The sequence below is a fragment of the Streptococcus mitis genome (assembly GCF_005844455.1).
Classification (GTDB): Bacteria; Bacillota; Bacilli; order Lactobacillales; family Streptococcaceae; genus Streptococcus; species Streptococcus mitis_BF.
This window is the reverse complement of sequence record NZ_SPGF01000036.1, coordinates 1-22665: the sequence shown is the minus strand read 5'-3', so window position 1 is coordinate 22665 and position 22665 is coordinate 1. Positions and strand designations below refer to the sequence as shown.

Annotated in this window: 29 protein-coding genes and 1 pseudogene; 3 read left to right on the top strand and 27 right to left on the bottom strand. The window is 40.5% G+C overall.

Annotated elements, in window-relative coordinates:
• Positions 1-197 precede the first annotated feature (197 nt).
• From FGQ53_RS07695 to FGQ53_RS07610, 17 genes are all read right to left on the bottom strand, one after another.
• The gene (locus FGQ53_RS07695; RefSeq protein ID WP_138337426.1) at positions 198-545 is read right to left on the bottom strand and encodes a type II toxin-antitoxin system RelE/ParE family toxin; all 348 of its coding nucleotides are present in this window, start codon (positions 543-545) and stop codon (positions 198-200) included.
• A complete protein-coding gene (locus FGQ53_RS07690; protein WP_138337423.1) occupies positions 535-822 on the bottom strand; it encodes a type II toxin-antitoxin system RelB/DinJ family antitoxin in 288 nt (95 codons plus the stop codon). Before FGQ53_RS07690 ends, FGQ53_RS07695 begins: the two co-directional genes overlap by 11 nt.
• 927 nt (positions 823-1749) lie before the next feature.
• Positions 1750-2436, bottom strand: coding sequence for a DUF3800 domain-containing protein (locus FGQ53_RS07680; protein ID WP_015606052.1), 687 nt, complete (start codon positions 2434-2436; stop codon positions 1750-1752).
• An 87-nt stretch (positions 2437-2523) separates the two neighbouring features.
• Positions 2524-2952, bottom strand: coding sequence for a DUF1492 domain-containing protein (locus tag FGQ53_RS07675; protein WP_138337420.1), 429 nt, complete (start codon positions 2950-2952; stop codon positions 2524-2526).
• A 46-nt stretch (positions 2953-2998) separates the two neighbouring features.
• Positions 2999-3238, bottom strand: a complete 240-nt coding sequence (locus FGQ53_RS07670) for a hypothetical protein (RefSeq protein ID WP_004263707.1) — start codon at positions 3236-3238, stop codon at positions 2999-3001.
• Positions 3231-3605, bottom strand: coding sequence for a YfeC-like transcriptional regulator (locus tag FGQ53_RS07665; protein ID WP_004263709.1), 375 nt, complete (start codon positions 3603-3605; stop codon positions 3231-3233). Before FGQ53_RS07665 ends, FGQ53_RS07670 begins: the two co-directional genes overlap by 8 nt.
• A 79-nt stretch (positions 3606-3684) precedes the next feature.
• Positions 3685-4311 carry a hypothetical protein gene (locus FGQ53_RS07660; RefSeq protein ID WP_138337417.1) on the bottom strand — a complete coding sequence of 209 codons (627 nt, stop codon included), beginning with the start codon at positions 4309-4311 and terminating at the stop codon, positions 3685-3687.
• A gap of 101 nt (positions 4312-4412) precedes the next feature.
• Positions 4413-4583 (bottom strand): DUF2292 domain-containing protein, encoded by a 171-nt coding sequence (locus FGQ53_RS07655; protein ID WP_138337414.1) that lies wholly within the window; start codon positions 4581-4583, stop codon positions 4413-4415.
• Between the two features lies 1 nt (position 4584).
• Positions 4585-4857, bottom strand: a complete 273-nt coding sequence (locus tag FGQ53_RS07650) for a hypothetical protein (RefSeq protein WP_138337411.1) — start codon at positions 4855-4857, stop codon at positions 4585-4587.
• 368 nt (positions 4858-5225) lie between these two features.
• Complete coding sequence (locus FGQ53_RS07645; RefSeq protein ID WP_138337408.1) at positions 5226-6074, bottom strand: DnaA ATPase domain-containing protein; 849 nt, start codon at positions 6072-6074, stop codon at positions 5226-5228.
• Positions 6075-6085: 11 nt separating this feature from the next.
• Positions 6086-6907: a DnaD domain-containing protein gene (locus tag FGQ53_RS07640; RefSeq protein ID WP_138337405.1), complete on the bottom strand. Its 822-nt coding sequence runs from the start codon at positions 6905-6907 to the stop codon at positions 6086-6088.
• Entirely contained in the window at positions 6894-7079 is a 186-nt protein-coding gene (locus FGQ53_RS07635) for a BOW99_gp33 family protein (RefSeq protein ID WP_138337402.1), read from the bottom strand. The genes FGQ53_RS07640 and FGQ53_RS07635 overlap by 14 nt, the downstream gene beginning before the upstream one ends.
• Before the next feature lie 8 nt (positions 7080-7087).
• Positions 7088-7354, bottom strand: a complete 267-nt coding sequence (locus FGQ53_RS07630) for a hypothetical protein (RefSeq protein WP_075232396.1) — start codon at positions 7352-7354, stop codon at positions 7088-7090.
• 13 nt (positions 7355-7367) lie between these two features.
• The gene (locus tag FGQ53_RS07625) at positions 7368-7571 is read right to left on the bottom strand and encodes a hypothetical protein (protein WP_138337399.1); all 204 of its coding nucleotides are present in this window, start codon (positions 7569-7571) and stop codon (positions 7368-7370) included.
• Position 7572: 1 nt separating this feature from the next.
• Entirely contained in the window at positions 7573-7773 is a 201-nt protein-coding gene (locus FGQ53_RS07620) for a hypothetical protein (protein WP_138337396.1), read from the bottom strand.
• Positions 7770-8222 carry a hypothetical protein gene (locus FGQ53_RS07615; RefSeq protein ID WP_138337394.1) on the bottom strand — a complete coding sequence of 151 codons (453 nt, stop codon included), beginning with the start codon at positions 8220-8222 and terminating at the stop codon, positions 7770-7772. The genes FGQ53_RS07620 and FGQ53_RS07615 overlap by 4 nt, the downstream gene beginning before the upstream one ends.
• 368 nt (positions 8223-8590) lie before the next feature.
• Positions 8591-8803, bottom strand: coding sequence for a helix-turn-helix transcriptional regulator (locus FGQ53_RS07610; RefSeq protein ID WP_138337391.1), 213 nt, complete (start codon positions 8801-8803; stop codon positions 8591-8593).
• A 143-nt stretch (positions 8804-8946) separates the two neighbouring features.
• On the opposite strand from FGQ53_RS07610, the gene FGQ53_RS07605 reads away from it, so the two are divergent.
• Positions 8947-9564, top strand: a complete 618-nt coding sequence (locus FGQ53_RS07605) for a helix-turn-helix domain-containing protein (RefSeq protein WP_138337388.1) — start codon at positions 8947-8949, stop codon at positions 9562-9564.
• A gap of 173 nt (positions 9565-9737) precedes the next feature.
• Positions 9738-10901 (top strand): tyrosine-type recombinase/integrase, encoded by a 1164-nt coding sequence (locus FGQ53_RS07600; RefSeq protein ID WP_138337385.1) that lies wholly within the window; start codon positions 9738-9740, stop codon positions 10899-10901.
• 156 nt (positions 10902-11057) lie between these two features.
• Here FGQ53_RS07600 and rpsD read toward each other — a convergent pair whose 3' ends face one another.
• The 8 genes from rpsD to FGQ53_RS07550 all read right to left on the bottom strand — a co-directional run bounded on the left by rpsD (position 11058) and on the right by FGQ53_RS07550 (position 19896).
• Complete coding sequence (gene rpsD / locus FGQ53_RS07595; RefSeq protein WP_000092756.1) at positions 11058-11669, bottom strand: 30S ribosomal protein S4; 612 nt, start codon at positions 11667-11669, stop codon at positions 11058-11060.
• A gap of 194 nt (positions 11670-11863) precedes the next feature.
• Positions 11864-12916 carry a HAMP domain-containing sensor histidine kinase gene (locus tag FGQ53_RS07590; RefSeq protein ID WP_138337382.1) on the bottom strand — a complete coding sequence of 351 codons (1053 nt, stop codon included), beginning with the start codon at positions 12914-12916 and terminating at the stop codon, positions 11864-11866.
• Positions 12913-13611, bottom strand: coding sequence for a response regulator transcription factor (locus FGQ53_RS07585; RefSeq protein WP_138337379.1), 699 nt, complete (start codon positions 13609-13611; stop codon positions 12913-12915). Before FGQ53_RS07585 ends, FGQ53_RS07590 begins: the two co-directional genes overlap by 4 nt.
• Before the next feature lie 122 nt (positions 13612-13733).
• Positions 13734-15551: an SSURE domain-containing protein gene (locus tag FGQ53_RS07580; protein WP_138337377.1), complete on the bottom strand. Its 1818-nt coding sequence runs from the start codon at positions 15549-15551 to the stop codon at positions 13734-13736.
• 115 nt (positions 15552-15666) lie between these two features.
• On the bottom strand, positions 15667-16683 hold the full coding sequence (locus FGQ53_RS07575) for a glycosyltransferase family 2 protein (protein WP_138337375.1): 1017 nt from the start codon (positions 16681-16683) through the stop codon (positions 15667-15669).
• Between the two features lie 356 nt (positions 16684-17039).
• The gene (locus FGQ53_RS07560; protein ID WP_138337373.1) at positions 17040-17705 is read right to left on the bottom strand and encodes a potassium channel family protein; all 666 of its coding nucleotides are present in this window, start codon (positions 17703-17705) and stop codon (positions 17040-17042) included.
• 13 nt (positions 17706-17718) lie between these two features.
• Positions 17719-19098 (bottom strand): TrkH family potassium uptake protein, encoded by a 1380-nt coding sequence (locus FGQ53_RS07555; RefSeq protein WP_138337371.1) that lies wholly within the window; start codon positions 19096-19098, stop codon positions 17719-17721.
• 33 nt (positions 19099-19131) lie between these two features.
• Positions 19132-19896, bottom strand: a complete 765-nt coding sequence (locus tag FGQ53_RS07550) for a nucleoside phosphorylase (RefSeq protein WP_138337369.1) — start codon at positions 19894-19896, stop codon at positions 19132-19134.
• Positions 19897-20187: 291 nt separating this feature from the next.
• Between FGQ53_RS07550 and FGQ53_RS12005 the strand changes: the two genes are divergently transcribed.
• Positions 20188-20841 (top strand): hypothetical protein, encoded by a 654-nt coding sequence (locus FGQ53_RS12005; RefSeq protein WP_229090348.1) that lies wholly within the window; start codon positions 20188-20190, stop codon positions 20839-20841.
• On the opposite strand, the gene FGQ53_RS07540 is transcribed toward FGQ53_RS12005, so the two are convergent.
• Entirely contained in the window at positions 20768-21964 is a 1197-nt protein-coding gene (locus FGQ53_RS07540) for a carbohydrate-binding domain-containing protein (protein ID WP_138337367.1), read from the bottom strand. The two genes, FGQ53_RS12005 and FGQ53_RS07540, sit on opposite strands and share 74 nt — an antisense overlap.
• Before the next feature lie 408 nt (positions 21965-22372).
• Positions 22373-22665: pseudogene (locus tag FGQ53_RS11840) on the bottom strand (IS4 family transposase); the annotation flags it as partial.

Sequence of the window (22665 nt, the reverse complement as noted above, 5' to 3'; positions counted from 1 at the left end):
CCAAGAAAGATAAAGGCCCAATCGGTAGTTGATTTCATCTATAGAGTAACATAAATCTCAAAAAATAGGGTGAAAAAACCTTTATTTGTCATGCAAAAAAATAGAAGATGTGATAGAGAATCACTTTGATGTTCTCAATCACACCTCCTATTCAAGTAGTTAGATCACTAACTTAATGACATTGCTTCCTATAGGCGCTATTTTTTCTTAAACAAGCGGATGTAGTCCTGTTTGCTATGAATAATATCTGATACAAAGACAGCTTTTCTGTCCTCTAAAATATGATAGAAGGCTAGGTAATCTCCTAAAATGATGCATCGAGTTTTGTGTGGTGGGTATATAATACCTCCTACTCTTTCGTCAGCATCAAATCCCGCTTCTGGGAAGACCTCAAGACGCTCCAATCCGTAAAGAATATTTTTAACTGTGTTTGCTCCTGCCTGCTCTGAAAAATAGTTAGCTGAGATATAGGCTTTGATACCTCTTAGCTGTTCTTGTACCGTTTCGGAGATAATAAGGCTATATGAGTTCTCGTTAAATTCCAAGGTTAGCCCTCACTTCATCAAGGCTGTAAGTTTTTCCATGTTCTAAATCTTCAAAGCTACGGGCAATTTCAGCACGCAACCCTGATAGAAGTTCTTCTCTTTCTTTGTCTACTTGAGTTTCAAATGGCAAGGCTTTATTTTCTACAATGTGTTCTAAAAACAAGTTAAAACTGGCTGTCATATCAAGATTTTGCGCTGTGATAATAGCTTTAGCCTTCTCTAACAAGTCTCTGTTAGTCTTAAAGTTTACCTGTGTGTTTTTTTCTAAAACATTCATGGTAGCACCTCCTTTTAGACTATTATATCACTTTAAACTATACAGGTCTAGTTGCGTATAGATACTTATAGCTGTATGCTAAAAAGCTATTGTAAAATGTAAAAAAGCACTAAGGGGAAACGCCCCAAAGTGCTTAATATCAAGGCTCCAAAGCCTATCTTATTCAATAAAATATTACAACATCTTGTTATCTTGCAATGATTAGGTACAGAAAAACAGACCTAAGCCTTCTCTAAATCTAACTTGATTTTCTCAAAAACTATTAAATTTAAATAAGCTGAGAAAACATAAAGGGTAACAAAAAGGGGACTTAAATTGATGAGTTCAGTAAGCAAGTAAATTGCACCTGTCAAAGGTGCTTTTTATTTTAATAATACTGCACTTCAATTCCATCCATAATATTTATAAGTATTATCGCCAATTTTTAAAGAAATCAGTTCATTTAATGATGATACCTGATATCCTTTATCTCCAATAACCACTACAATATCATGGAATAGAATTAGGAAAAATTCCACAAGCTTGACCATTATAATCAAAAGAGGCATCCCAACCATTGTCATATAACGCTTGTAAATCATCTAATATTGCCATATAAATCTAAATCCTTTTCCGTAGTGTTTTCTTTCAAGCAAGGCAAGCAAAAACGCCTAGATTGTTCTAAGCGCTTAGGAAATGGTGGGACGGACATTCCCCACCTCTCAGATACCCTTTCGGGTGCGTGTGCGTCCGATATTTTTCTACTTCATTTCCTCAGTAATATTATATCAAAAGATTACAAAAAAAGCACCTAACGGCGCTTCTCCATCTGAGTGCGACGTACTTAACATACGCTTAATTGCTTTAATCACAGTTCAGATGTTTAAACAGTGTACTTATACCTGTAATTCTATTCTATACCACGCGCGCGCTTTTGGCAAGTAAAAACTACGGTAAATTTAAAAAAGTATGGTTCGGTATGTCTCGTAACTCACTGACCTGCTTTTCATATGAGTTCCATATTCTATTAGCTAAAATATCCGCAGCCTGTATTAAATAGTCATTCTCAGAAACACATGACTTAGTATGGACAACAAAATCCCCTTCTAAAATCGGAGGATAAAACTTCCCGTAGTTAAAGTTGGTAATCCCATGCTTCAATTCCTCCAGGATCCCCTCACCCAAACCATATAAACCATTCGTAGCAAATCCTTGCTGATCAATATTCACAAAAAGCTCAATATCATCATTCTTGTTAATCAAGCCTTGCTCTATTAGTTTTTTGAACAGATTTTTTACCACCCTCTTTAAGGCATAATCTTTAAAGCGCTGACGTGATTTTTTATCTCCCATAACACTTGCGTGAACGTTTGGTAAATTAACTGACACAGAAAAACTAATCTCATCTTTAAGAACCTTAAAGAGAGCATTTTTGTGCTTTCTCTCAATATTCGCCGCTTTGAGCTCTCCCTCTATGGCTTTAGCTTTTTTTATTTTTGTATTAAGAGAGCGATAGCGTTTTTTAGCAGATATTTTGTCCTCATCAGAAATAAAGCAAAAACCCGCGTACACAAAGTAGTTATGATTGGAGTGAAAGACCCCTGAGTCATCTATAAAAATTGAAATTTTCTTCAACTGTTCTTCCTCATTAGTTACTAGCTAGAATTATACCACAACAATATCTTAATTCATAGCTTTTGTAGTATCTCCTTAACTTTGATTTCAAAATAGCCCTTTTATCTCCTCCTTATCTGCCAAGTGTTCTATAGCTTTTTGCCTTATAAGGTATACTGCAGTCTTTGATTTTCCTATTTCTTCAGCGACTTCCAAAGCAACAAGATCATTCAAGTAAAAAAGTCTTAGAACGGAACGCTCAAGTGGATTGTCCAGCTTATCGATTAGCCCAGATATTGCCATTCTTTCCTCAGTAAGGCGCTCAATTCTCTGGAGCGTATCCTCTTTTAGCTTCAGAACACTTATAAGATTGTTCTCTGTCTTGTTCTCTCTGCTTGTCTGCACCCTGCTATGGCTTAATGTTGGCTTTTCGATAATACCACCTTCCAGGGCTTCCAATTCCAAATATAAGCCTTTGATCTCCTTGTTTATCCACTTAACGCCCTCTAGCTTAGTTTTTACCTCGTCAGCGCTCACTATTAGTACCTCCTTGCTCTATTAGTGTTGTGTCCAAAAATGAGCACTACTCAAACTCCCTACGGTCATGATAAAACAGTGTTCCCTCAAAAACTTCAAAACGCTTTTCAAATTGTTCATCAGTGAGGTATTCTGCCACCTCCTCACCAAAGTTATTCCCTGGTTTAAGGATTGCCCATAGATTACGCTTTCTATCAAAGTATGCTCTTACAAATTCATCAGTTCCCTTTGCCCTGAGTCTTGAGTGTATCTTTTTCAGGTCTGCTATGATTTTCTGCTTATTCATCTTCGATTAGCTCCGCTTTTATTTCCTCTACAACTTCAAGAATATCTCCAGTCTCATGAGCTTTATAAGCCACTTCTAAGATAGTCTTAGCTGATTGCTGCCTTACAAACGGGGATACTGTTTCATCTGTCATAAGGTTATGTAAGACCTCTACCGCCTCCATGCTAACAGCTTGTAGCCTTGCCGTGGTTTGCTGCATTGCATTAAGTCTAAGCTCTCTATAGTACCTCTTGAATGTTATATCCCTTTGCCACTTATTTACAGTTGTTCTAGATATACCAACAGTTTCCCTAGCCTCTTCGATTGTATTGGAAGTCATCAAAGCTAGAGCGAACTTTTCTTGCCTGGGTGTGACTTTCTCCCCCATTCTTTACCTCCTGGAATTGTAAACTTTTGTCAGATAATGTAAGCCCACTCTTTACTTGATTAGGCTTATAACTATTATCTTAGCCCTCAGATAGCCCTAGAGCTGTATCAAAATGATTAGAGTAATTTTCTAAGGCTGTATTCAATTCATCACTAGCTAAAACTAACATGAAAGCTAGATCACTTGCTGAACCGTTACTATCAATGATTGGAGTATCATGATAGCTCTTAGCATGTTGCTTGAATACCTTTAACAGTTCAGCTAGCCTATCTTCTTTCAGGATATAGCTAGGTAAAGCAATGTTGTTAGCTGATCCGATTTCATGTAATTTCTTAATGGCCAGCGGGTTGCGCTTGTATTTCTCTAAGTAACTTAGTAGCTCCTGTTCCGATACTTTCATAGTGCTCAGTAAGTTCAACTCAGCAACATTATCAGCCGTTACTGTTTCATACTCTGATTTAATTTTCTCTAGTTCTGTCTGTTCAAAGTTCTCTAGCTTAGCTAGAATATTGGCAAACTCAGTATCTGAGTACTGATCGGCCTCTTTTTTAAAGTTCTCCAAGCGTAGCTCAGCCTCAGACTGATATAAAACCTGATTTCGGACTTTTTCCCAAAGTTCTTTTTTCATTGTTCCATAAGCCTCAATCTTTTGCTGCTTATAAGTGCCTAGGCTGTAAATTTGTGCCTTTATTTGTTGTAGTGTCATAGCGATCTACCTCTTTCTTTTTTTCTCTGACTAAAACAAAAAGAGACATGACAAAGAGCAGTTAAACTCTTATATCATGCCTCTAGTTTTCTAGTCAGCAACTAAATTTTTTCTTTCTGCCTTGTTTCCTTTTGAATGGGTTTACCATCTTGTGTTGTGATGATTAGACTACCAAACTCTGGTAACTTGGCTGACTTTATTATACCATTTTTTGAGTATAAAACAAAGCCTCTATCAAGCAAATCTTTAAGCTGTTCTGTCTTTTGTATCATGCTAAGCCTCCTCTCCCTCTGTATCTTGTTCATAGTAATTAGCAAAACCTAAACAAATACGTTTCAGGGATTCCCCTATTGCTGTTCTACCTTGATAATCTACTGTGATAGTCCCATCTCCGCTAATAGTTGTTTCTGTTACTGGACTTTCTCCAGTGCCCATGAAATAACCATGAATGGCAATACTTGCCACATCAGCTATTTTGTTTGCCTTTGCATGTTCAGTATTTTCAAATTTATAACTGAAACGGTGTTTTTCTTTGTAGTTTGTCATTTTGATTACTCCTTTACTTGAAATATATGAATTTATTGTAATCTCAGTAGTCCTAAAGCGTTGATATAACTGATATTTTCAACTATTCAACGCTTTTTACTACCCTTTTTAGTGTACTTTAACTCATTTTTGAGCTTTTTTAAGTTTCATTCTTGCAATTCATATCCTCACACTCAAAGTTTAGCGATGGCGAGTGTGGGGATTTTTTATTTTTATATAATTAAAAACAGCTGCACAATTTTTGTACAGCTGCGACCGAGGCAGGAGCTACCTGCCGTACTTTGCGCTAGATGGTATCATCTAGGTAATCCAACTGTATTTTATCATATTAAAGACTACATTGCAATTTCTCACCTTTTTAATCCTGCTCAACTTTGAGAGACTTTAGCCTTTAAGCTACTGATTGAGTATCGTTTATCCTTGATAGTAAATGACTTGAAAAAGTTACCCTCTAGGCCAGTTCTAACACGGCTGGCCACTCGATCACTATACAAGCTAGCAATCTCTGAGTTGCTTAGATTTGTAGTAATAATAGTCTTGTCTCGATTACTGAGAATATCAAAGATAAACTCTTCTTCCCAGGACGATTTGCCTTTACTACTAGCGTTGTCCGATTTTATGCCTAAATCATCAAGTACCAGGTAATCAACCTCTTTCAGCATTCTTGAGTAGTGCCCCTCTTGGCTAGTAGGAGAGTTAAAGCTCTCTCTAACTCGCCTAAGGATCTCTGTTAGATTGACAAATAACACACTCTTAGGTTCTCCTTTGGCTTTGTAACCCTCATTTATCGCCTTAGCAATAGCAACGCTTAAATGACTCTTCCCTATGCCTGTAGAGCCTGTAAATAAAGTATTCCCAGTCATACCGTCGAGGTATTTCTCTACTTGCTCCCTAGCAAATGCTAAAAGTTGCTTTTCCTCGGCTGTCTCAGCTATGAAATTCTCAAAGCTAGCCTCTTTAAGCTCTCTAGGGATCGTACTGTCTCGCATAAGGACATTGTAGTTTTTCAGATATGTCTCAACATTTAGGGCCTTATCTACTCCCTCCCTATCCTGCCTCTCTATTAGTTCCTTTGTGCATTCAGGACAAAACTCTTGTATACTTCGTTCCTTACTGCCCCTTTTAGGTGTTGAAATTTGCCAATAATTGACCTTGTGAACCTCGCATACCTTTTCACTAATTTTTCTGTTGTTATATTGCTCAAATTTATTTTCCATTGCTCGCCCTCCTAAAATGGGTTTTCTTCTGTTCGTGTTTTTAGCCATTCTTCACGACTAATAGGCTCAGCTTGTTTAGGTGACTGTTTCAGCTTTTGCCTTTGTTCCTCATGCTGCTTAACTTGCTCTACTGTTTTAAGTCCTAACCCTTGCCAGTTTGAAAGAATTGACCTGGTGTATCTAATCGACTTACCAGCATTTAGGATAGTTACCTCAAGAGCATAGATAACTAACTCTTGGCCATGGATTTCTAGTAGGTCTCTCACTTCTTCTATCATTGTTCCATTAACTGACATTTGCCCAAAAGCTGACTTTAATTTTTCAAAGATTAGATTTTCATGCTCGTCCTCGTCTTTCTGACTTGACCTAGATTGACTTAGATTATCTTGACTTGACTTATATTGACTTATATTCTGCTGTCCCATGTCTGCCCTTTGGTTGTCCCCTGGTTGTCCCACCTTTTCAGGAGGTTTTTTAGGCCTATCTACACGCTGCCTAGGCTCAGTAAGTTCAATATCTGGGACTACTTCCCTGAGTAAATCCGCATAAACTGAATTGACCTTTCTATCAGCACGAACTTTATTCTGCTCATGAAAATCCACAATAAAATATACCATTTCATCATTCAGCGGTCTGATAAAATCCTTGACTATCAAAAGTCCTAGGCTATCTTCACTAACCCCTATCATTCTAACAACAGGGAAAGCCTCTACTACTCCATCATCATCTGAGTTTTGAATTAAATGAAAATATAGAGCCTGTGCCTCTAACGGTAGTCTCAAAAATCTCTGAGTTTGGGTTACTGTCTTACTTATCATTCTACGATTTCCCATTTTTCTTCCGTTGCTCCTCCGTGTTAATTCCCCTGATGATGTCATAATAAGCGTGACCAGCAGGAATGACATAGCCCTCTATTTCAAATTCCACCCATTGCTCCACACCGTCCACAATTACCTTGCGTAAATTTTTTATGGCGGGTGTCCATTGTTCTTTTTTCTTTGTCATTATTCCCCCTAATCTACTGCAAGAAAATTGTATATATCAGTCTTGCGGTAATAAATCTTCTTACTGTTCTCAAAAGGCGACTGATAAGGCTTTAAGCCGTGTTTTTCCCAATTATTCAACGTTGTGCCACTGATCCCTAGCTTATTTAGTAGATCGGCTCTAGCAATTAGGTCCCAGCCGTCATTATGCTGCTTTTCAAGCTCAAGCCTTTTCTCTAAGTGATCTCCCACTTTCTCCAGTAGCTCAAGCTCTGCCTCTCTTGATAATAGTTGCATATTACACTCCTTTCTAATTATGAATCTTACCTGCAAGCTGGATATAACGCCCGTAGCAAGGGTTTAAAACCTCTCTTGGTGTTTCTATCCTCTGTTGGTTTTCTCGCTCAAATTGGGCGCTTTTTTTGCGGTCTCGGTGGTTTAAATAAAGCAGTAAGCCAATCAATACCACCATAAAGATTACCGCTTGTGTGTTGGTCAAATCTAACTCATTCATGCTATGCCCTCGCTTTATAGTTCTTGATATATTCTACTTGATCGCTTCGCTCCATATTCAACCAGTCGTCCACCTCTTCGGTGCTTACCTTTCTATCTAAAAAATCAGTGATGAACTGAAAGAGGTTCGGATTTCTATCCTTGATTTCAGCAATTGCTTCATCAAATTCTGCTTGTGTCATGTTGTCTAGGTCTAGTGTCATTGCATTGCCTCCTCAAACTTCTCTATAAGATGATCTTTACTTACTTTCCGAGTATCATTTTTAGAATTAAAAAGAATATCCTTTAAGGTTATAGTAGCCTCTAAATACTCCTTTTCAGCATGTTCCATATACGCCTGTTGCTCTGCTTCGTTGTCAAAAAAGTGCATAGCTTGGCGTTTAAAGAATGCTTGTCGCATAGCGTCCATTTCAAAAATACCAGCGTGGAAAAACATTCCCGTAGTGCTTTTAGAAACTGCCTCGATTTTATGGCTGTCATTCAATTCAGGAAGTTCAATCCAAAGTAAACGGTATAAATTTTCTTTGATGAATTTTGTCTGATTTGCCAATAATGAAAGTCTACTAAGCCCATTTTTTTCGCCAATTTCTCGCATTTCTGCGCTAATTCTGTCTATATGTCTAGTTAAATTCTCGTATGTTGTTTCTGTCATGTTTTTACCTTTGTTTCTATGTTGTGTAATTGCCCTAAGGGCTTTTTAATGCCTTTTACTATCCAGGATATCCTCACACTCAAAGTTGAGCGATGGCGAGTGTGGGGATTTTGAATGGTTGTTTCTTATACAGTTTTTCTTGCCTACAGCCTCATGCTCTCGGTCGCCAAATTGAAAGCGTGAGAAAGTACCAGTTTTAAGAGTTAGCGCTCTCTCGTCTGGGCACAAATCACTATTTTGTGATATAATTAAATAAATACCTAACTAAATCCCATACTTGCTATTTGTGGTTTTAGTTGTTTAAGTGAAAAGCCTTGCTGATTTGGTCGTCGGTTAGGGCTTTTTGTTTTAAGTAACTTTTCGTAACTTTATTTGTAAAAAAATATTTCTTCTAGGGTTACTTGAGGAAATAATGGTAGTATCATTTCTTTAATAATAATTTTTTCATTATCTCGAAATTCAACTTTGCCATTCTCCTTGTTCCGATAAGCATTGATAGAAATACTCAACTTATCAGCCATGTCTTTTTGACTTAAACCCAGCATATTACGATAGCCTTTTATTTTGTTTATTGATGACATTCTTCCACCTCCTTTCGTCACTTTACGTAACCATTTTACTCTTTGTCAAATAAATTGTCAACAGATTTGTGTAACTTTTCGTAACTTTATTTTGTTAAATACACAAGAAAGTGATATAATTTGATATGAAAGGACTTGAACTTATGACACAAGAAGTTGATAAAAAAATCCTTGGACAGCGTATCAAAGCTATTCGTCTAGATAAAGGGATGACTTTAGAAGAATTTGGAAAACTCTTTGGAACGTCCAAAAGTATTGTCTCTAGGTGGGAAAGTGGTATCTCTTCCCCAAACCCTGAACGTTTAAAAACAATTGCTAAAGTTGGTGATATGACTGTTAGCCAACTGTTACACGGTGAACTAGGAGGGAGCCACTATAACTGGGAAAAGATTGAGGAGATGTTAGTCAACATTTTCAATGGACAAAAAATTGATAAACTCGCCTTAACAAATACTCAGAATATAATTGATAAAGCTTTTTTCTTAAATTTTGGCCTTGAGGAAATTATTAATATATATTTGTTTCAAAGCAATACAGAAACACCTATAAAAAGTTTAGAAGACTTACAAGACTATTTTGAGCAGACCGCCGAGGGACTCTCTAACTATTTAGAAAACTCAACTGCTGATAGTCGCATGGATTTAGAAATTCAAATAGCCTTTGCCAACAACTACGCAAATAAAATCAAAAGATATCTAAAAACAGGAGACTGGTCATCTGATATTTTAGCTAATCTGAAAGAAAAACAAGACATCAAATAACCCCTTAAAACGCTATCTAAGCGATTTTATAGTTCAGTTATACAAATTATCATCATACCTAAAACAAACGAAAATAGGGCTATTCTCGTAGCTCTCAGCACCATATAAAAACAATATTCATAAATACTTGACTAAATCCCATACTTGCTTACTGATGTTAGAAAGGTATGACTATGAATATTACAGAATACAAAAAGAAAAACGGTGCTACAGTGTACCGTGCAAGTGTTTATTTAGGCGTTGATAAACTTACAGGGAAAAAGGCTAGGACAACAGTCACGGCCAACACTAAAAAAGGGGTTAGAATCAAAGCCAGGGAGGCCGTCAATGCTTTTGCAGCTAACGGATATAGCGTAAAGGAAAAACCAACCATTACAACCTATAGGGAGTTAGTCGCTTTATGGTGGGAGAGTTACAAGAATACAATCAAACCTAACTCCCAGCAATCCATGGAGGGGATCGTAAGGCTTCATATTTTGCCTGTATTCGGCGATTACAAGCTAGACAAGCTCACTACTCCTATCATTCAGCAGCAAGTCAATAAGTGGGCTGACAAGGCCAATAAGGGCGAAAAAGGAGCGTATGCAAACTATAGCTTTCTAAACAATATAAACCGCCGTATTCTCCAGTATGGAGTAACTATGCAAGTGATCCAGCATAACCCTGCTAGGGATGTCATTATTCCACGCAAGCAACAAAATAAAGAGCATAAAGTAAAATTTTTCAGCAACCAGGAACTTAAACAGTTTCTAGACTACCTGGATAACCTAGACTTGTCTAGCTATGAAAATTTCTTTGACTACGTGCTTTATAAAACATTGCTGGCTAGTGGGTGCCGTATCGGTGAGGCTTTGGCTCTTGAGTGGTCTGATATTGACCTTAAAAAAGGCATTATCAGCATTTCTAAGACTCTGAATAGATACCAAGAAACAAATACACCTAAGTCTAAAGCTGGTCTAAGAGAAATTGATATTGATAAAGCTACAGTTTCCCTGCTCAAGCAATATAAAAAACGTCAACAAGTCCAGTCATGGCAATTAGGACGGTCTGAGGGAATTGTCTTTACTCCTTTTACCACAAAATACGCCTACGCTTGCTTACTTAGAAAGAGGCTACAAGGTCACTTTAAAGCTGCTGGCGTTCCTGATATTAGTTTCCATGGTTTCCGACATACTCACGCTACAATCATGCTATACGCTGGCATAGAGGCGAAAGATTTACAGTATAGGCTAGGCCACTCTAATATCTCAATGACCTTGAACACTTATGTCCATGCTACCAAAGAGGGAGCAAAAAAAGCCGTCTCAATCTTTGAATCGGCTATTAGCAATCTATAAATAATAAGGGTGTCCCATTTTGGGGCTACCCTCTTACTATACCTAAAATTAGTTAAGGGTAACTAAAAGGGTAGTAAAAACAAAAAAAGCACTAAGGGAAAGCGCCCCAAAGTGCTTAATATCAAGGCTCTAAAGCCTAACTTGTTTAATAAAATATTACAACATCTTGTTGTAGAATTCAACGACAAGTGCTTCGTTGATTTCTGGGTTGATTTCGTCGCGTTCTGGCAAGCGAGTCAATGAACCTTCCAATTTTTCAGCGTCGAATGATACGAATGCTGGACGTCCAAGAGTAGCTTCTACTGCTTCAAGGATTGCTGGAACTTTCAATGATTTCTCACGAACTGAGATCACTTGACCTGGAGTTACGCGGTATGATGGGATATCAACGCGTTTTCCATCAACAAGGATGTGACCGTGGTTTACGAATTGACGAGCTTGACGACGAGTAGTCGCAAGACCAAGACGGTAAACAACGTTATCCAAACGACGTTCCAAAAGAAGCATGAAGTTGAAACCTAGGATTCCGCCTTTGATTTTTGTAGCTTGTACAAACAAGTTACGGAATTGTTTTTCACCTACACCGTAAGTGAAACGAAGTTTTTGTTTTTCAGCCAATTGCAAACCGTATTCTGACAATTTAGAACGGTTGTTTGGTCCGTGTTGTCCTGGTACGTAGTTACGACGTGCCAATTCTTTACCTGTACCTGTAAGTGAAAGGCCAAGGCGACGAGCTTGTTTCCAAGATGGTCCTGTATAACGTGACATGTGAATGTCCTCCTGATATAAATAATATTTCGGTGGAAATAGTCACTTAGAAAGCCCTGATTCGTGCAGATGCCCTTCGCCTAAACAGCCAAGGTTACTTATCATAAGACACCTGTTGACGAGCTTCATGCTTTCCTGCTGATATTTCACACAAAATCCATTCTACCATGAATAGCTGGATTTGTAAAGGGGTTTTAAGCTTTATTTTCACTGCCAGAGAGGTTGAGAAGGAGAGTAAAGGTGCTTCCGAGTCCGTACTGGCTGGTAACTATGATTTCTCCCCCCAATTGATGGGCCAATTCACGCGCAATTGCAAGGCCTAAGCCATGACCACCTGTTTTCATATTGCGCGAAGTTTCGACACGATAAAGGCGTTTGAAAATATTCTCCAAATCCTCTGGGGCAATTCCCTGCCCCTCATCGGTCACACTGATTGAAAGCTGGTTCTTTTCCAGCTTAGCCACCACTTCCAGCTTGGTTCCTGGAGCTGAGTATTTAAAAGCGTTATTGACTAGATTCACCAAGATGCGAGAAAGTTTGGCATAATCTCCTTCAATCCGAGCAGACTCAGGGATTACCTGCAAGTGGACATCTCGCTCCTCCTGCTCAATCAAGAACTGAAATTCACTCATACACTCAATCAAGAGCTGATCCAGAAAAATGCTATCTTTACTAGTCGTCTCCGCCTGATTTCTAGCTGTGTTTAGGGTCAAAAAATTCAACTCCTCAACCAGTTTATTAAGCCTTTCTGTCTGGCGTCCAATGGTTGCTAGATAATGGGCTTGTTCTCCTTCCCTGATAACCCCGTCCAAAATCCCTTCTACCGTCGCTTGGATCGAAGTGATGGGGGTCTTGATATCATGCGACAGCTGGGCAATCATCAAGCCCTTTTCTCGTTCGCTTTCTTCTAATGAATCAAAGGTCGCCTGCAAATCATGGGACATTTCATTGAAAGCTTGCCCTAACTGCTGAAATTCTGCAGGCCCTTGAACTTCCAGATTTGAAGGGAAATCCCTGCCCGCTACTCGCTTGGCATGCTCCTTAAGTTTCCCCAATGATGTAAAGACCGGCGATAGGAGAAAGAGACTAATCCCAGCACCAACAAGGCTGGCAACGATGGTCATCCCAAGCAAAAAGTAAATCTCGTCTTTCGCAATCAGCATTTTTTGAACAGCCCCAAAAACAACCAAAATGGTTAAGAGGGTTGAAATAATATATCCAACCAAAATATAACTTTTTAGTTTCATTGACTACCTCGTGCTTTCTCAATTTTGTAGCCCAAACCCCAGACAGTTTTGATGGTCGGTGTTTCTGCACTAGCATGTTTAGCCAACTCCTGTCGAAGAGCATGAATATGAACATTCAAGGTATTGGTATCATCTACGTAGTCTTCTTGCCAGACCTTTTCATAGAGGTCTGTCTTAGAGAAAACTCGCTCTGGATTGCTAGCTAAAAGCCACAGCAATTCAAATGATTTAACAGTCAAATCCAACGCCACATCTCCGACTTGAACTTCATGACTACTATGATTCATTTTTAGATTGCCAAGGGAAATCAGCTCTGTCTCGCTCCCACGATGAATGCGACGCAAAATATTGTGAACTCGCAAAACCAGCTCACGTGGGCTAAAAGGCTTGGCAATAAAATCATCTGCCCCTAAGCTCAGGCCATAAATCTTGTCCTGCTCGCTAGTCTTAGCCGTGATAAAGAGAAAAGGCTGATCTGGAGATTGATACTGAACCTCACTAATCAAATCATAACCATCCATCCGAGGCATCATGATATCTGTAATAATCAAATCAATCGGTTTTCGATTGAAGATTTCTAAAGCCTCTACTCCATCATGAGCTACCAAAACCTGATATCCCGCCTGAACCAGATAGCGTTGATGAATATCTGTGATTTCTACCTCGTCGTCAACGAGTAAAATTGTCTTTCCCATCTGTCTCTCCTTTGAAAAAACAGTGCTATACCACAATAGTATAACACTATTTTAATCGCTTTACGAACATTCTAATCGCTATCTGGATTTTTCAAATCCTAGATAGAAGGTCTGTAGCTAGACTAGTCATTTTCCTCTTTTTTAGCTTTCAAACCGAGTCCACCTAGCAGGCCGGTCAAAGCTAATCCAAAGAATCCAATAGTAGCCATTGATGTTTGAGCTTCACCAGTATATGGAAGCATGTCTTTTGGGTCTTTCATTTGATTAGCCATCATTGGACTTGATACCTTGTTATTAGATGCCGTCTTGCCTTCATCAGACATTTTGCTTGAGGCTGCTGGAGTTTGGTCTTGTTTCATGCTTGGAGTTGCCATTGACTGGCTAGCATTCATGGTTTTGTCCTGCTCTTTGTTAGGCATCATCTTATCCTGGCTAGTAGCTGGCATTTGAGATTTCATCTCATCTTGATTGACACTTGGCATTTGAGCGTTCATCTTAGACGCATCTTGATGACTATTCATCATTGGAGCCGGCATAGCTGAACCATTAGAAGATGGGACGAAGCCTGATTGCATCGGAGCAAGAGACTGATGTCCATTCAAGTTTACTGTCAAATCCTTATTCGCTACAAGGTTAGTCAAATCGGCCTTGCCGTCTTTAGCACCGTAAACTTTGATGGTAGCTTTATAGCTTTGAGTACCGTTTTGTTTCAAAAGGTCAAGAAGTTCTTTGTCTGATTTACCTTGAGTGCCAGCCAAATCTACTTCATAGAAGTAAAGGCCTTTGCCCAATTTCTCTACTGGTGGAAGAGCAGGATTTTTTGCTGAGCCGTTGTCTGACCATGGAGCCTTATCTGAAGCTTTCAAGATAAGGCGTGTCAACATACCGTCTCCAGCGAAGAGTTCGTATGGAATGACTTGGTTGACACCGGCTGTGAATGGTCCAGGAAAGTTGGCTTTATCCAAGTAAGTGGCTGGAACATCTACTGTGTCTTTAGTATTGTCGGCCACACCTTTTTGAACTTCGGCTGGGGTGGTTGAGCCATTCAAGTTTACTGTCAAATCCTTAGTCGCTACAAGATTGCTCAAATCAGCCTTGCCGTCCTTCGCACCGTAAACCTTGATAGTGGCTTTATAGCTTTGCGTACCGTTTTGTTTCAAGAGGTCTAGAAGCTCTTTATCAGATTTACCTTGAGTACCTGCCAAGTCTACTTCATAGAAGTAAAGGCCTTTGCCCAATTTCTCTACTGGTGGAAGGGCGGGATTTTTAGCTGAACCGTTGTCGGACCACGGAGCCTTATCTGAAGCTTTCAAGATAAGGCGTGTCAACATACCGTCTCCAGCGAAGAGTTCGTATGGAATGACTTGGTTGACACCGGCTGTGAATGGACCTGGGAAGTTGGCTTTGTCCAAGTATGTAGCTGGAACATCTACTGTGTCTTTGGTATTGTCAGCCACTCCTTTTTGAACTTCGGCTGGAGTGGTTGCTGGTTGTGCTTCACTTGCTTCACGGTCTTGTCCAGTAACTGCAGGAGCAGGATTTGTCGCAGGTTTAACCGCATCTTCTGTTTCTTTCTTAGACTCTGGTTTTACTTGTACTTCTTCTTTTGGTGCTACTACTTGGTCTTTAGCAGCCACATCCGCTTTCTCTGGAGAGTTTGTAGTATCCAAGCTTGCTTTAGGTGCTGAGTCTGCCTGTTCTGAAGGAAGAGCTGTATCGACTGCTTCTTTGAGAAGTTCTGCTGGTAAGTCACTCTTTTCACTCACTGAAGCAGCGTCTGGTACGACTTGAGCAGGGGTTGAATTGACTACATCGGCACGCACCGAACTTGGTTGACCAACTAGGACAAAGAAGCCACTAGCCACAACAACTGAGGCAACACCGACACTAAGACGGCGAATAGACCAACGAGTATATCTTTGATTTGGATTGAATTTCATAGGATTCTCCTTAGAGTTTTTCTTTATTTGATGACTCTAGTATAATCTCCTAAAATTAAAAAGGATTAAGAAAAAGTTAAAATTTTTCTTAAATCCCTCTTATAAAATACTTATATTAATTAAATCCGTAAACAGATTTGGTGATTTGATAGACGACATTGGACAGTTTGCGAGCTGGCAAGACGGAGTGTTTGGTCAAACGGCTGAGCATGGTCTTGCGGATAGCCTGAAAGACCTCTGGATTTTCCTGCTGAATATAGGTCCACAGCTCCCGTTTTTTGGCCAGATGCTCCGCTGTTCCTGCTCGGTTGAGCAGGGCACTGGAAATAACCGTCGTAATCTCAATATGATTCAGTAGATATTCTCGCATTTTTGGGTGGCTCACTTTGGACAGATCAAGCTGGTCTACTAAGAGTCGATTGACCTTGAGTTGCTGGTCAATGCGCTTAATCATCACTTGCTCATTGACAGACTGGTCCTCACGCCCAATCAAATAACGATAGAAATCGACAGGCAGATAGTACATGGTCTTGACCTGCTGAAGGGGTGTAAAGACAAAGAGATTATCGACATAAAAAGTATGCTCAGGCAGTTGGAACTGGCTCGCTCGCAACAAATCTGTCCGATAAATCAGCGAGTGCATCATGATATACTGGCCTTTTGAGAAATTTCCAACCTGATCCCAGCCAAAAATCTGCTGGACAGGCAAGACTGACTCGTAACTCATACTCTTCTTACGAGACTGACCTTCCTTTTCATAGACAAAATTGGTCACAAAGGCATCGACCTCTTGACCCTCGCTCTCTAGTTCCTGCAAGGTTTCAAGAATCTTTAGGTAAGCACGAGGATCCACCCAGTCATCACTGTCAACTACTTTAAAATAACGCCCAGAAGCCTCCGACAAGCCGCGATTGACCGCACCGCCATGGCCCTTATTTTCCTGATAAATGGCTCTAACGATGTTAGGATACTTGCCGGCTAAACACTCAGCGATTTCCTGAGTCTGGTCCTGAGACCCATCATTGATAATCAAAATCTCAACTTGCTCACCACCAATCACTAGCGACTCCACGCAGTAATGAAGATAGGCTGCGGCATTATAGCTAGGAATGGCGATAGACAATAACTTCATGATCTGCTCCTTTAGGGGACTGATTTTTTCTTATACTCAATGAAAATCAAAGAGCAAACTAGGAAACTGGTCGCAGGTTGCTCAAAGCACTGCTTTGAGGTTGCAGATAGAACTGACGAAGTCAGCTCAAAACACTGTTTTGAGGTTGTGGATAGAACTGACGAAGTCAGTAACCATACCTACGGCAAGGCGACGTTGACGTGGTTTGAATTTGATTTTCGAAGAGTATTACTCTCTCTTGTCACTTCTTTCTATTCTACCATAAAGTCCAGCTTCTGAAGGACTTTTACTGGAATACAAGGGTTTCTGGTATCTATTTGCTATCTTGGACATCAAAAAAGAGGGGATTCCCCTCCTTACGAATTTAATTCTGCTAAGTCATCTAGATACTGGTTGTTGATGACTGCCAAGATATAGGCATCTGCTTTCAAGAAATCATTGGGACCAAACTGGACATCCAGTGGTGAATTTTCTTGCTCACGAAATCCTAAGACATTGAGATTGTATTTGCCACGTAGATCTAGCTGACTCAGGCTTTGACCAGCCCAGACACTAGGAATTTTCATCTCCACGATAGAGACATTTTTATCCAGCCGAAAGACATCAACATTGTTATGAAAGAGAATGGTCTGCGCTAGGGACTGGCCCATTTCATACTCTGGTGAAATTACCGAGTCAGCACCGATTTTTTCCAGTACCTTCTTGGCTGTCTGGCTTTTGACCTTGGCAATAACCCTTGGTACACCCAAACTCTTACAATGCATCACTGCAAGCACACTCGACTCCAGATTTTCCCCTGTTGCGACCACAACCGTATCACAGGTATCAATTCCCGCAGTTCTGAGGAGCTCCTCATCTGTGATATCGCCCACAACTCCACGCACTAAAACTGGCTCAAACTGATTGATGCGCTCAGCATGGTCGTCAATGGCAATGATATTCATATCTTGCTTGGCGAGGGCCGTCAGGACACTACTCCCAAAAATCCCCAAGCCTAAAATTCCAATCGTACGATCTGACATCGTTCTTCCTTTCTTATCCAATACTAATATCTGCTTTCATATACTGAATCAAATCTTTTTTATCAGGCTGGTAATCCGCTAGACTAACCAGCAAGGTCAAGGGACCGATACGGCCAATAAACATGAGCACCATGACAATGCTTAGGGCTAGCTTGCCCAATTCTGGTGTCAGATTTGCCGTTACCCCAACTGTCGCAAGGGCGGAAATGGTCTCAAACATGAGGTAGATAAATCGCGGTGTTCCTTCTGCCGTAATTCCCAGCAACATCAAGCCCAACAAGAAGGTCATCAAAAAGATAATGAAGACACTAAAGGATTTTTGGACTGTTCGAGCTTCAATAGTTCTCTGGGCAACATTGGCATGAGGCAAGCCCAGCAATTCACTACGAGCAAAGACCAACAAGACAAAGAAGGTCGTAATCTTGAGCCCCCCAGCCGTCCCTCCAGGCGCTCCACCCAGAAACATCTGTAGGATATAGATAAACAGGGTCACAGGCCGAGCTTGGGTATAGTCAATGGAAGCAAAACCAGCCGTTCTCATGCTGACGGTTTGGAAAAAGCTAACTAGCACTTTCTCTGGAACACTGAGATTGCCAATGGTTCCAGGATTGTGCCACTCCGTAAAGAGTGTGGATACCGTCCCAAACAGCAAGATCCCTGCAGTCAAGAAGAGGACTAGTTTGGTGTGGAACCGCAGACGGCGTTTTTTCTTCTTGCCTAGCTGGGTTGCCAAGTCAAACCAGACCATAAAGCCCAGACCACCCGTGATAATCAAACCAGCAATGACCAGATTGATTAAAGGATCCGTCTGAAAAGCCACTAAACTGCTACTGCCGAAATTATCAAAACCAGCATTACAAAAGGCTGAAATGGCTAAAAAGATAGAGGTAAAAATGCCCCGTCCCCAACCAAACTCAGGAATAAAACGGAAACTTAGCAGGAAGGCACCCAAGCCCTCTACAAGAAAAGTCGTCAAAAAGATGGACCGCATAAAGGCCTTCAGCGACCGAGTCTCCCCGTAACTAAAGCTCTCCTGAATGGTTTCACGACTGCGAAGACTAAGCTTTTGCTTCCCCTGAATATAAAATACCCCGATAAAGGTCATGAGCCCCAGACCACCAATCTGTATCAAGAGCATACAAATAAGCTGACCCCAGACATTATAGGTGGTAGCTACCGGCTGCGTAAAGAGGCCGGTCACACAGACCATGGACACCGTCGTAAAAAGATGGTCAAAATAAGTGGCCTGCGAATCACTCGCCTGGACAACAGGCAAACTCAAAAGGAGAGAGCCTATAAAAATAACTCCAGCGAAACTTAAAAAAATCCGACGAGCTGGCGAAAGTCCGCCAAAGACCCTTTCAAGTTTTTTCACAAATAATTTGAATAACATACATCCATTGTACCATAAAAAGAAGAAGAGTAGCTAGATCTGAGAGGCTATCTCAAGGCAGAGTTCCAAGGCCTTTTCGAAAGCCTCTAAACCCCAGTCACGACTATCGTACTGGTCCAAGTCTGCTAGAGAGTCCGCTGTAAACAACAACTCTCCCCATAGAACGCCACGCAATTGAGCTACTGCCGCAAGTGCAGCACACTCCATCTCCACAACAGCACAGCCTTCCTCCTTGCGATAAGCCACCTTTTCAGCCGTTTCTCGGTAAAAACCATCTGTGGACCAGGTCATGACTTCTTCATAGGGAATCTCTCTGACTTTCAAGACTCGCTCAATGGCAGCAATAGCCTCTGGCTGAATTTCCATATAACGAGAAGGTGCCACATAGTGGTAGCTAGCTCCTTCATCTCGCAGAGCGCGAACAGGGACTAGAAAGGCATTTTCTTCTATATCAGCCAGCACACCACAGGTTCCAGTGGAAATTATCTGCTCCACACCATAGCTAATCAACCAATCCATAAACTGGGCCGCTGGGGCAGAACCCACAGGAGCCTGAGCCAGACAAATTTCCTCGCCCTTATAGTTCACGACATAGACTGGATAGGTCTTGGTGGCAGAAACGAATTCGCCGACACAGTCCGCCCCTACTTCCCTCGCATAGCGGTCAATCTCCTCACCTAAAAAAGCATAGACACACTTCTTTGGCAAGTGCAAATCCAGCCCCTCGTGATCAGGCATGATAAGCGCCTGAGAATTATCATCAAACTCTAAAATAGGAATCGCATGTTTCTGAATCATAGCCCACCTCCTCTGATTTTGTACTATTGTATCAAAAGCTGACGAAGTGTCAAGGAGGGGACTGATGAACTGAGGAACTTTTGGTCTCTTTTTGCATATTGCTAACAGGCTAGCTTCACGATATGATAGAAGCATTTTAAAAATAAAAGAGGTACTAAGATGAAAAATCTATCAATCAAAATGTATAGTAGATTGAATCTAGAATAGTACGCAATGGTTGCTAAAATATTTCTATACATTAATTTGACTTTCCTAATCAATTTATTCACATCTTATTTCAATCTACTATATATGAACGGAAAAGAATTAAGTCCTGAATGGATTGAAGCCAAAGAATTAGAGCGTACTCACCACGTTATCCGAGAAATGGACAGTCTGGGGGCAGATTTCACCTATAAGGGGAAATCTATCTCCGCTCAGGAATTGCTCCAACTGCCTTTTAGCCAAGTAAAAGAAGCTCTAATTGAAACCAAATTAGCCCTCGGAAGTCAAAAAATCCTCGAACTATACGCTGACCGTCTAGTAGAGTCAGACCAAATGTGGCATGACATTTCTAAGAATTCGGTCAAGGGTCGTAACCTACAAGCCACTTACGTGGATGTAGACGTAGATGGATTGACTTTGGGAGATTTCTTCGCCTTCAACCAAGGACTAAATAAAATGGGCGACCAAGCGCTTCCTTTTAAAATTCACCCTGAACATTTTGTATTTGCTGGGGTGCACGGTGGACAGGAAGTGATGGAGTTGATTGGAGAGTACGGTCAACCGACTTATCAAAAAATCTTTATCAGTCTAGATGCTGAAAAACTAGTCGTCCCTGATGCCAATATAAAAAGGATAACATTGCTCTTAAAATGCTATCCTTTTTTGTTTATCCTCGTTTATCTGGGGCTGGACCACCATTTCCTTGAGATCCACCACCAGGTCCACCTCCTCCAGGCATAGAATTTACAATATCAGTTTGTTTTTCGCCATTGAGATAGACGTCTCCACCTGTATAGGTCGCCGTTCCATCAAAGTCAAAACCTGTTTGACCAATCATTTTAATGGTTCCGCCTGTAACCGTGATATTTCCATTTGAGTCAATCGGATCTGTGTCACCTTGACCAACTTCTACAGTTAGATTACCACCTGTCATGGTAAAGTAAATATCGCTTTGCTGAACATTTTTATTGGCTGCATTGATCCCATCATCTGTCGCGTAGACATTGATATCACCACCATTGATCGTAATGCCTTTCCCTTCAATTCCTTCTGTGGAATTCTTGACGGTGTAAGTACCGCTATCAATTAATAGGTTACCAGAAGCGTGAATACCGTCATCTCCTGCTGTGACTGTTATGGTATTGTTAGCCAAATATATATTGCCGACAGTCGTATCCTCATCATTGTCAACTTTGACACCATCTTTCTTGGCATCGATGGTCATGGTCGTACCAGTGATGTTGAGTTCATTATTGACATTAAAGGCATCGCCAACTGCTGTGATGTTATAGGTTCCACCCGTGATGTGAAGAGTATCATTTGCCTTGATAGCATTGCTTTTCTTCCCATCCACATTGAGAGTTCCTGAGCCATTGATGGTCAAATCCACCTTAGAAAAGAGAGCTGCATTTGCCTTGTCATCACTATTAGAGCTTGAGTCAGAGAGACTGTTGGTAGTTCCCTCTGCCAGAGTCAGGTAGACATGGCCGCCTGATGTCGCTGAAATTGCTGCATTGGTATTGGCCATGGTCGCACCTTTTAGGACTAGATGAACATCTGCAGACTTATCTGCCTCGACCTTGATCTGCACTCCGTCAGACTGACATGAGATGACATAAGTACCAGATTTTGTGATGGTCACTGTTGAATCAGATACTGTCACACCGTCTCCAGAGACCTTCGCAGATGAGCCAGATAGCTCAATCTTAGAAGTTGGGCTTTCATCATAAGAAGTATCATAGTCCTTTTCTGTAAAGTAAGAAGATTGACTGTTTTTAGTTGAAGTTGTGATAGCAGTGGTATCTGCCGCTGCAGTTGTACTTGATTTAGTCGTTGACTGGGCACATGCTGTCATCAGTGCCATTGCCGTTAAACTCGTTGCAAGTAGTGTCCATTTTTTGATTTCATACCTTTTTCCTCGCCTTCATTTGGCTTGACCTTAGTTTACAGGGGAAATCTGAACTTTTTCTGAAAGTTTTCTTAAGTTCAGTTTCAGTTAAGCTTGGCTTAATTATTTTTTATACAGAACTACTGGAATAATTTTTAAACTAGCACTCACTAGTGTGATGCCTCCATAATCAAGAGGCTGCAGAAAAGAGACATTCTGAGATGAAACCCATAAAAAAGAAACAACATCCGCTGCAATGTCATTAAGTTAGTGATCTAACTACTTGAATAGGAGGTGTGATTGAGGTCATCAAAGTGATTCTCTATCACATCTTCTATTTTTTTGCATGACAAATAAAGAGTTTTTCACCCTATTTGTTGAGATTTATGTTACTCTACAGATGAAATCAACTACCGATTGAGCCTTTATCTTTCTTGGATATTTTCGATTCGATCGAATAATAGATAACTGTTTCTTGAGGTAGTTTTTCAACTGGAGGGAAGAAAGGGAACCGTTAAAAAACAAACGGCAGGCATAAGTCGCATCCGAGAAACACACTTTATATCTTTGTTTTTTGTGATTACTGTCGATGGCAACTTGCGAGGTTACCCAACGACAAAAGTTAAAATTTGTAAAGCGAGCAAAGATTTCTTGGAGAATCCCTTCCTTCTTTTTTG

Coding starts and splice junctions, on each gene's coding strand:
- FGQ53_RS07645 (WP_138337408.1), bottom strand. CDS start 6,074: ATGGAAAATAAATTTGAGCAATATAACAACAGAAAAATTAGTGAAAAG.
- FGQ53_RS07635 (WP_138337402.1), bottom strand. CDS start 7,079: ATGACAAAGAAAAAAGAACAATGGACACCCGCCATAAAAAATTTACGC.
- FGQ53_RS07585 (WP_138337379.1), bottom strand. CDS start 13,611: ATGGGAAAGACAATTTTACTCGTTGACGACGAGGTAGAAATCACAGAT.
- FGQ53_RS07610 (WP_138337391.1), bottom strand. CDS start 8,803: ATGTCATCAATAAACAAAATAAAAGGCTATCGTAATATGCTGGGTTTA.
- FGQ53_RS07640 (WP_138337405.1), bottom strand. CDS start 6,907: ATGGGAAATCGTAGAATGATAAGTAAGACAGTAACCCAAACTCAGAGA.
- FGQ53_RS07690 (WP_138337423.1), bottom strand. CDS start 822: ATGAATGTTTTAGAAAAAAACACACAGGTAAACTTTAAGACTAACAGA.
- FGQ53_RS07600 (WP_138337385.1), top strand. CDS start 9,738: ATGAATATTACAGAATACAAAAAGAAAAACGGTGCTACAGTGTACCGT.
- FGQ53_RS07575 (WP_138337375.1), bottom strand. CDS start 16,683: ATGAAGTTATTGTCTATCGCCATTCCTAGCTATAATGCCGCAGCCTAT.
- rpsD (WP_000092756.1), bottom strand. CDS start 11,669: ATGTCACGTTATACAGGACCATCTTGGAAACAAGCTCGTCGCCTTGGC.
- FGQ53_RS07660 (WP_138337417.1), bottom strand. CDS start 4,311: ATGACACTACAACAAATAAAGGCACAAATTTACAGCCTAGGCACTTAT.
- FGQ53_RS07590 (WP_138337382.1), bottom strand. CDS start 12,916: ATGAAACTAAAAAGTTATATTTTGGTTGGATATATTATTTCAACCCTC.
- FGQ53_RS07625 (WP_138337399.1), bottom strand. CDS start 7,571: ATGAATGAGTTAGATTTGACCAACACACAAGCGGTAATCTTTATGGTG.
- FGQ53_RS07620 (WP_138337396.1), bottom strand. CDS start 7,773: ATGACACTAGACCTAGACAACATGACACAAGCAGAATTTGATGAAGCA.
- FGQ53_RS12005 (WP_229090348.1), top strand. CDS start 20,188: ATGAACGGAAAAGAATTAAGTCCTGAATGGATTGAAGCCAAAGAATTA.
- FGQ53_RS07655 (WP_138337414.1), bottom strand. CDS start 4,583: ATGATACAAAAGACAGAACAGCTTAAAGATTTGCTTGATAGAGGCTTT.
- FGQ53_RS07540 (WP_138337367.1), bottom strand. CDS start 21,964: ATGGCACTGATGACAGCATGTGCCCAGTCAACGACTAAATCAAGTACA.
- FGQ53_RS07650 (WP_138337411.1), bottom strand. CDS start 4,857: ATGACAAACTACAAAGAAAAACACCGTTTCAGTTATAAATTTGAAAAT.
- FGQ53_RS07550 (WP_138337369.1), bottom strand. CDS start 19,896: ATGATTCAGAAACATGCGATTCCTATTTTAGAGTTTGATGATAATTCT.
- FGQ53_RS07555 (WP_138337371.1), bottom strand. CDS start 19,098: ATGTTATTCAAATTATTTGTGAAAAAACTTGAAAGGGTCTTTGGCGGA.
- FGQ53_RS07605 (WP_138337388.1), top strand. CDS start 8,947: ATGACACAAGAAGTTGATAAAAAAATCCTTGGACAGCGTATCAAAGCT.
- FGQ53_RS07560 (WP_138337373.1), bottom strand. CDS start 17,705: ATGTCAGATCGTACGATTGGAATTTTAGGCTTGGGGATTTTTGGGAGT.
- FGQ53_RS07670 (WP_004263707.1), bottom strand. CDS start 3,238: ATGAATAAGCAGAAAATCATAGCAGACCTGAAAAAGATACACTCAAGA.
- FGQ53_RS07615 (WP_138337394.1), bottom strand. CDS start 8,222: ATGACAGAAACAACATACGAGAATTTAACTAGACATATAGACAGAATT.
- FGQ53_RS07665 (WP_004263709.1), bottom strand. CDS start 3,605: ATGGGGGAGAAAGTCACACCCAGGCAAGAAAAGTTCGCTCTAGCTTTG.
- FGQ53_RS07580 (WP_138337377.1), bottom strand. CDS start 15,551: ATGAAATTCAATCCAAATCAAAGATATACTCGTTGGTCTATTCGCCGT.
- FGQ53_RS07630 (WP_075232396.1), bottom strand. CDS start 7,354: ATGCAACTATTATCAAGAGAGGCAGAGCTTGAGCTACTGGAGAAAGTG.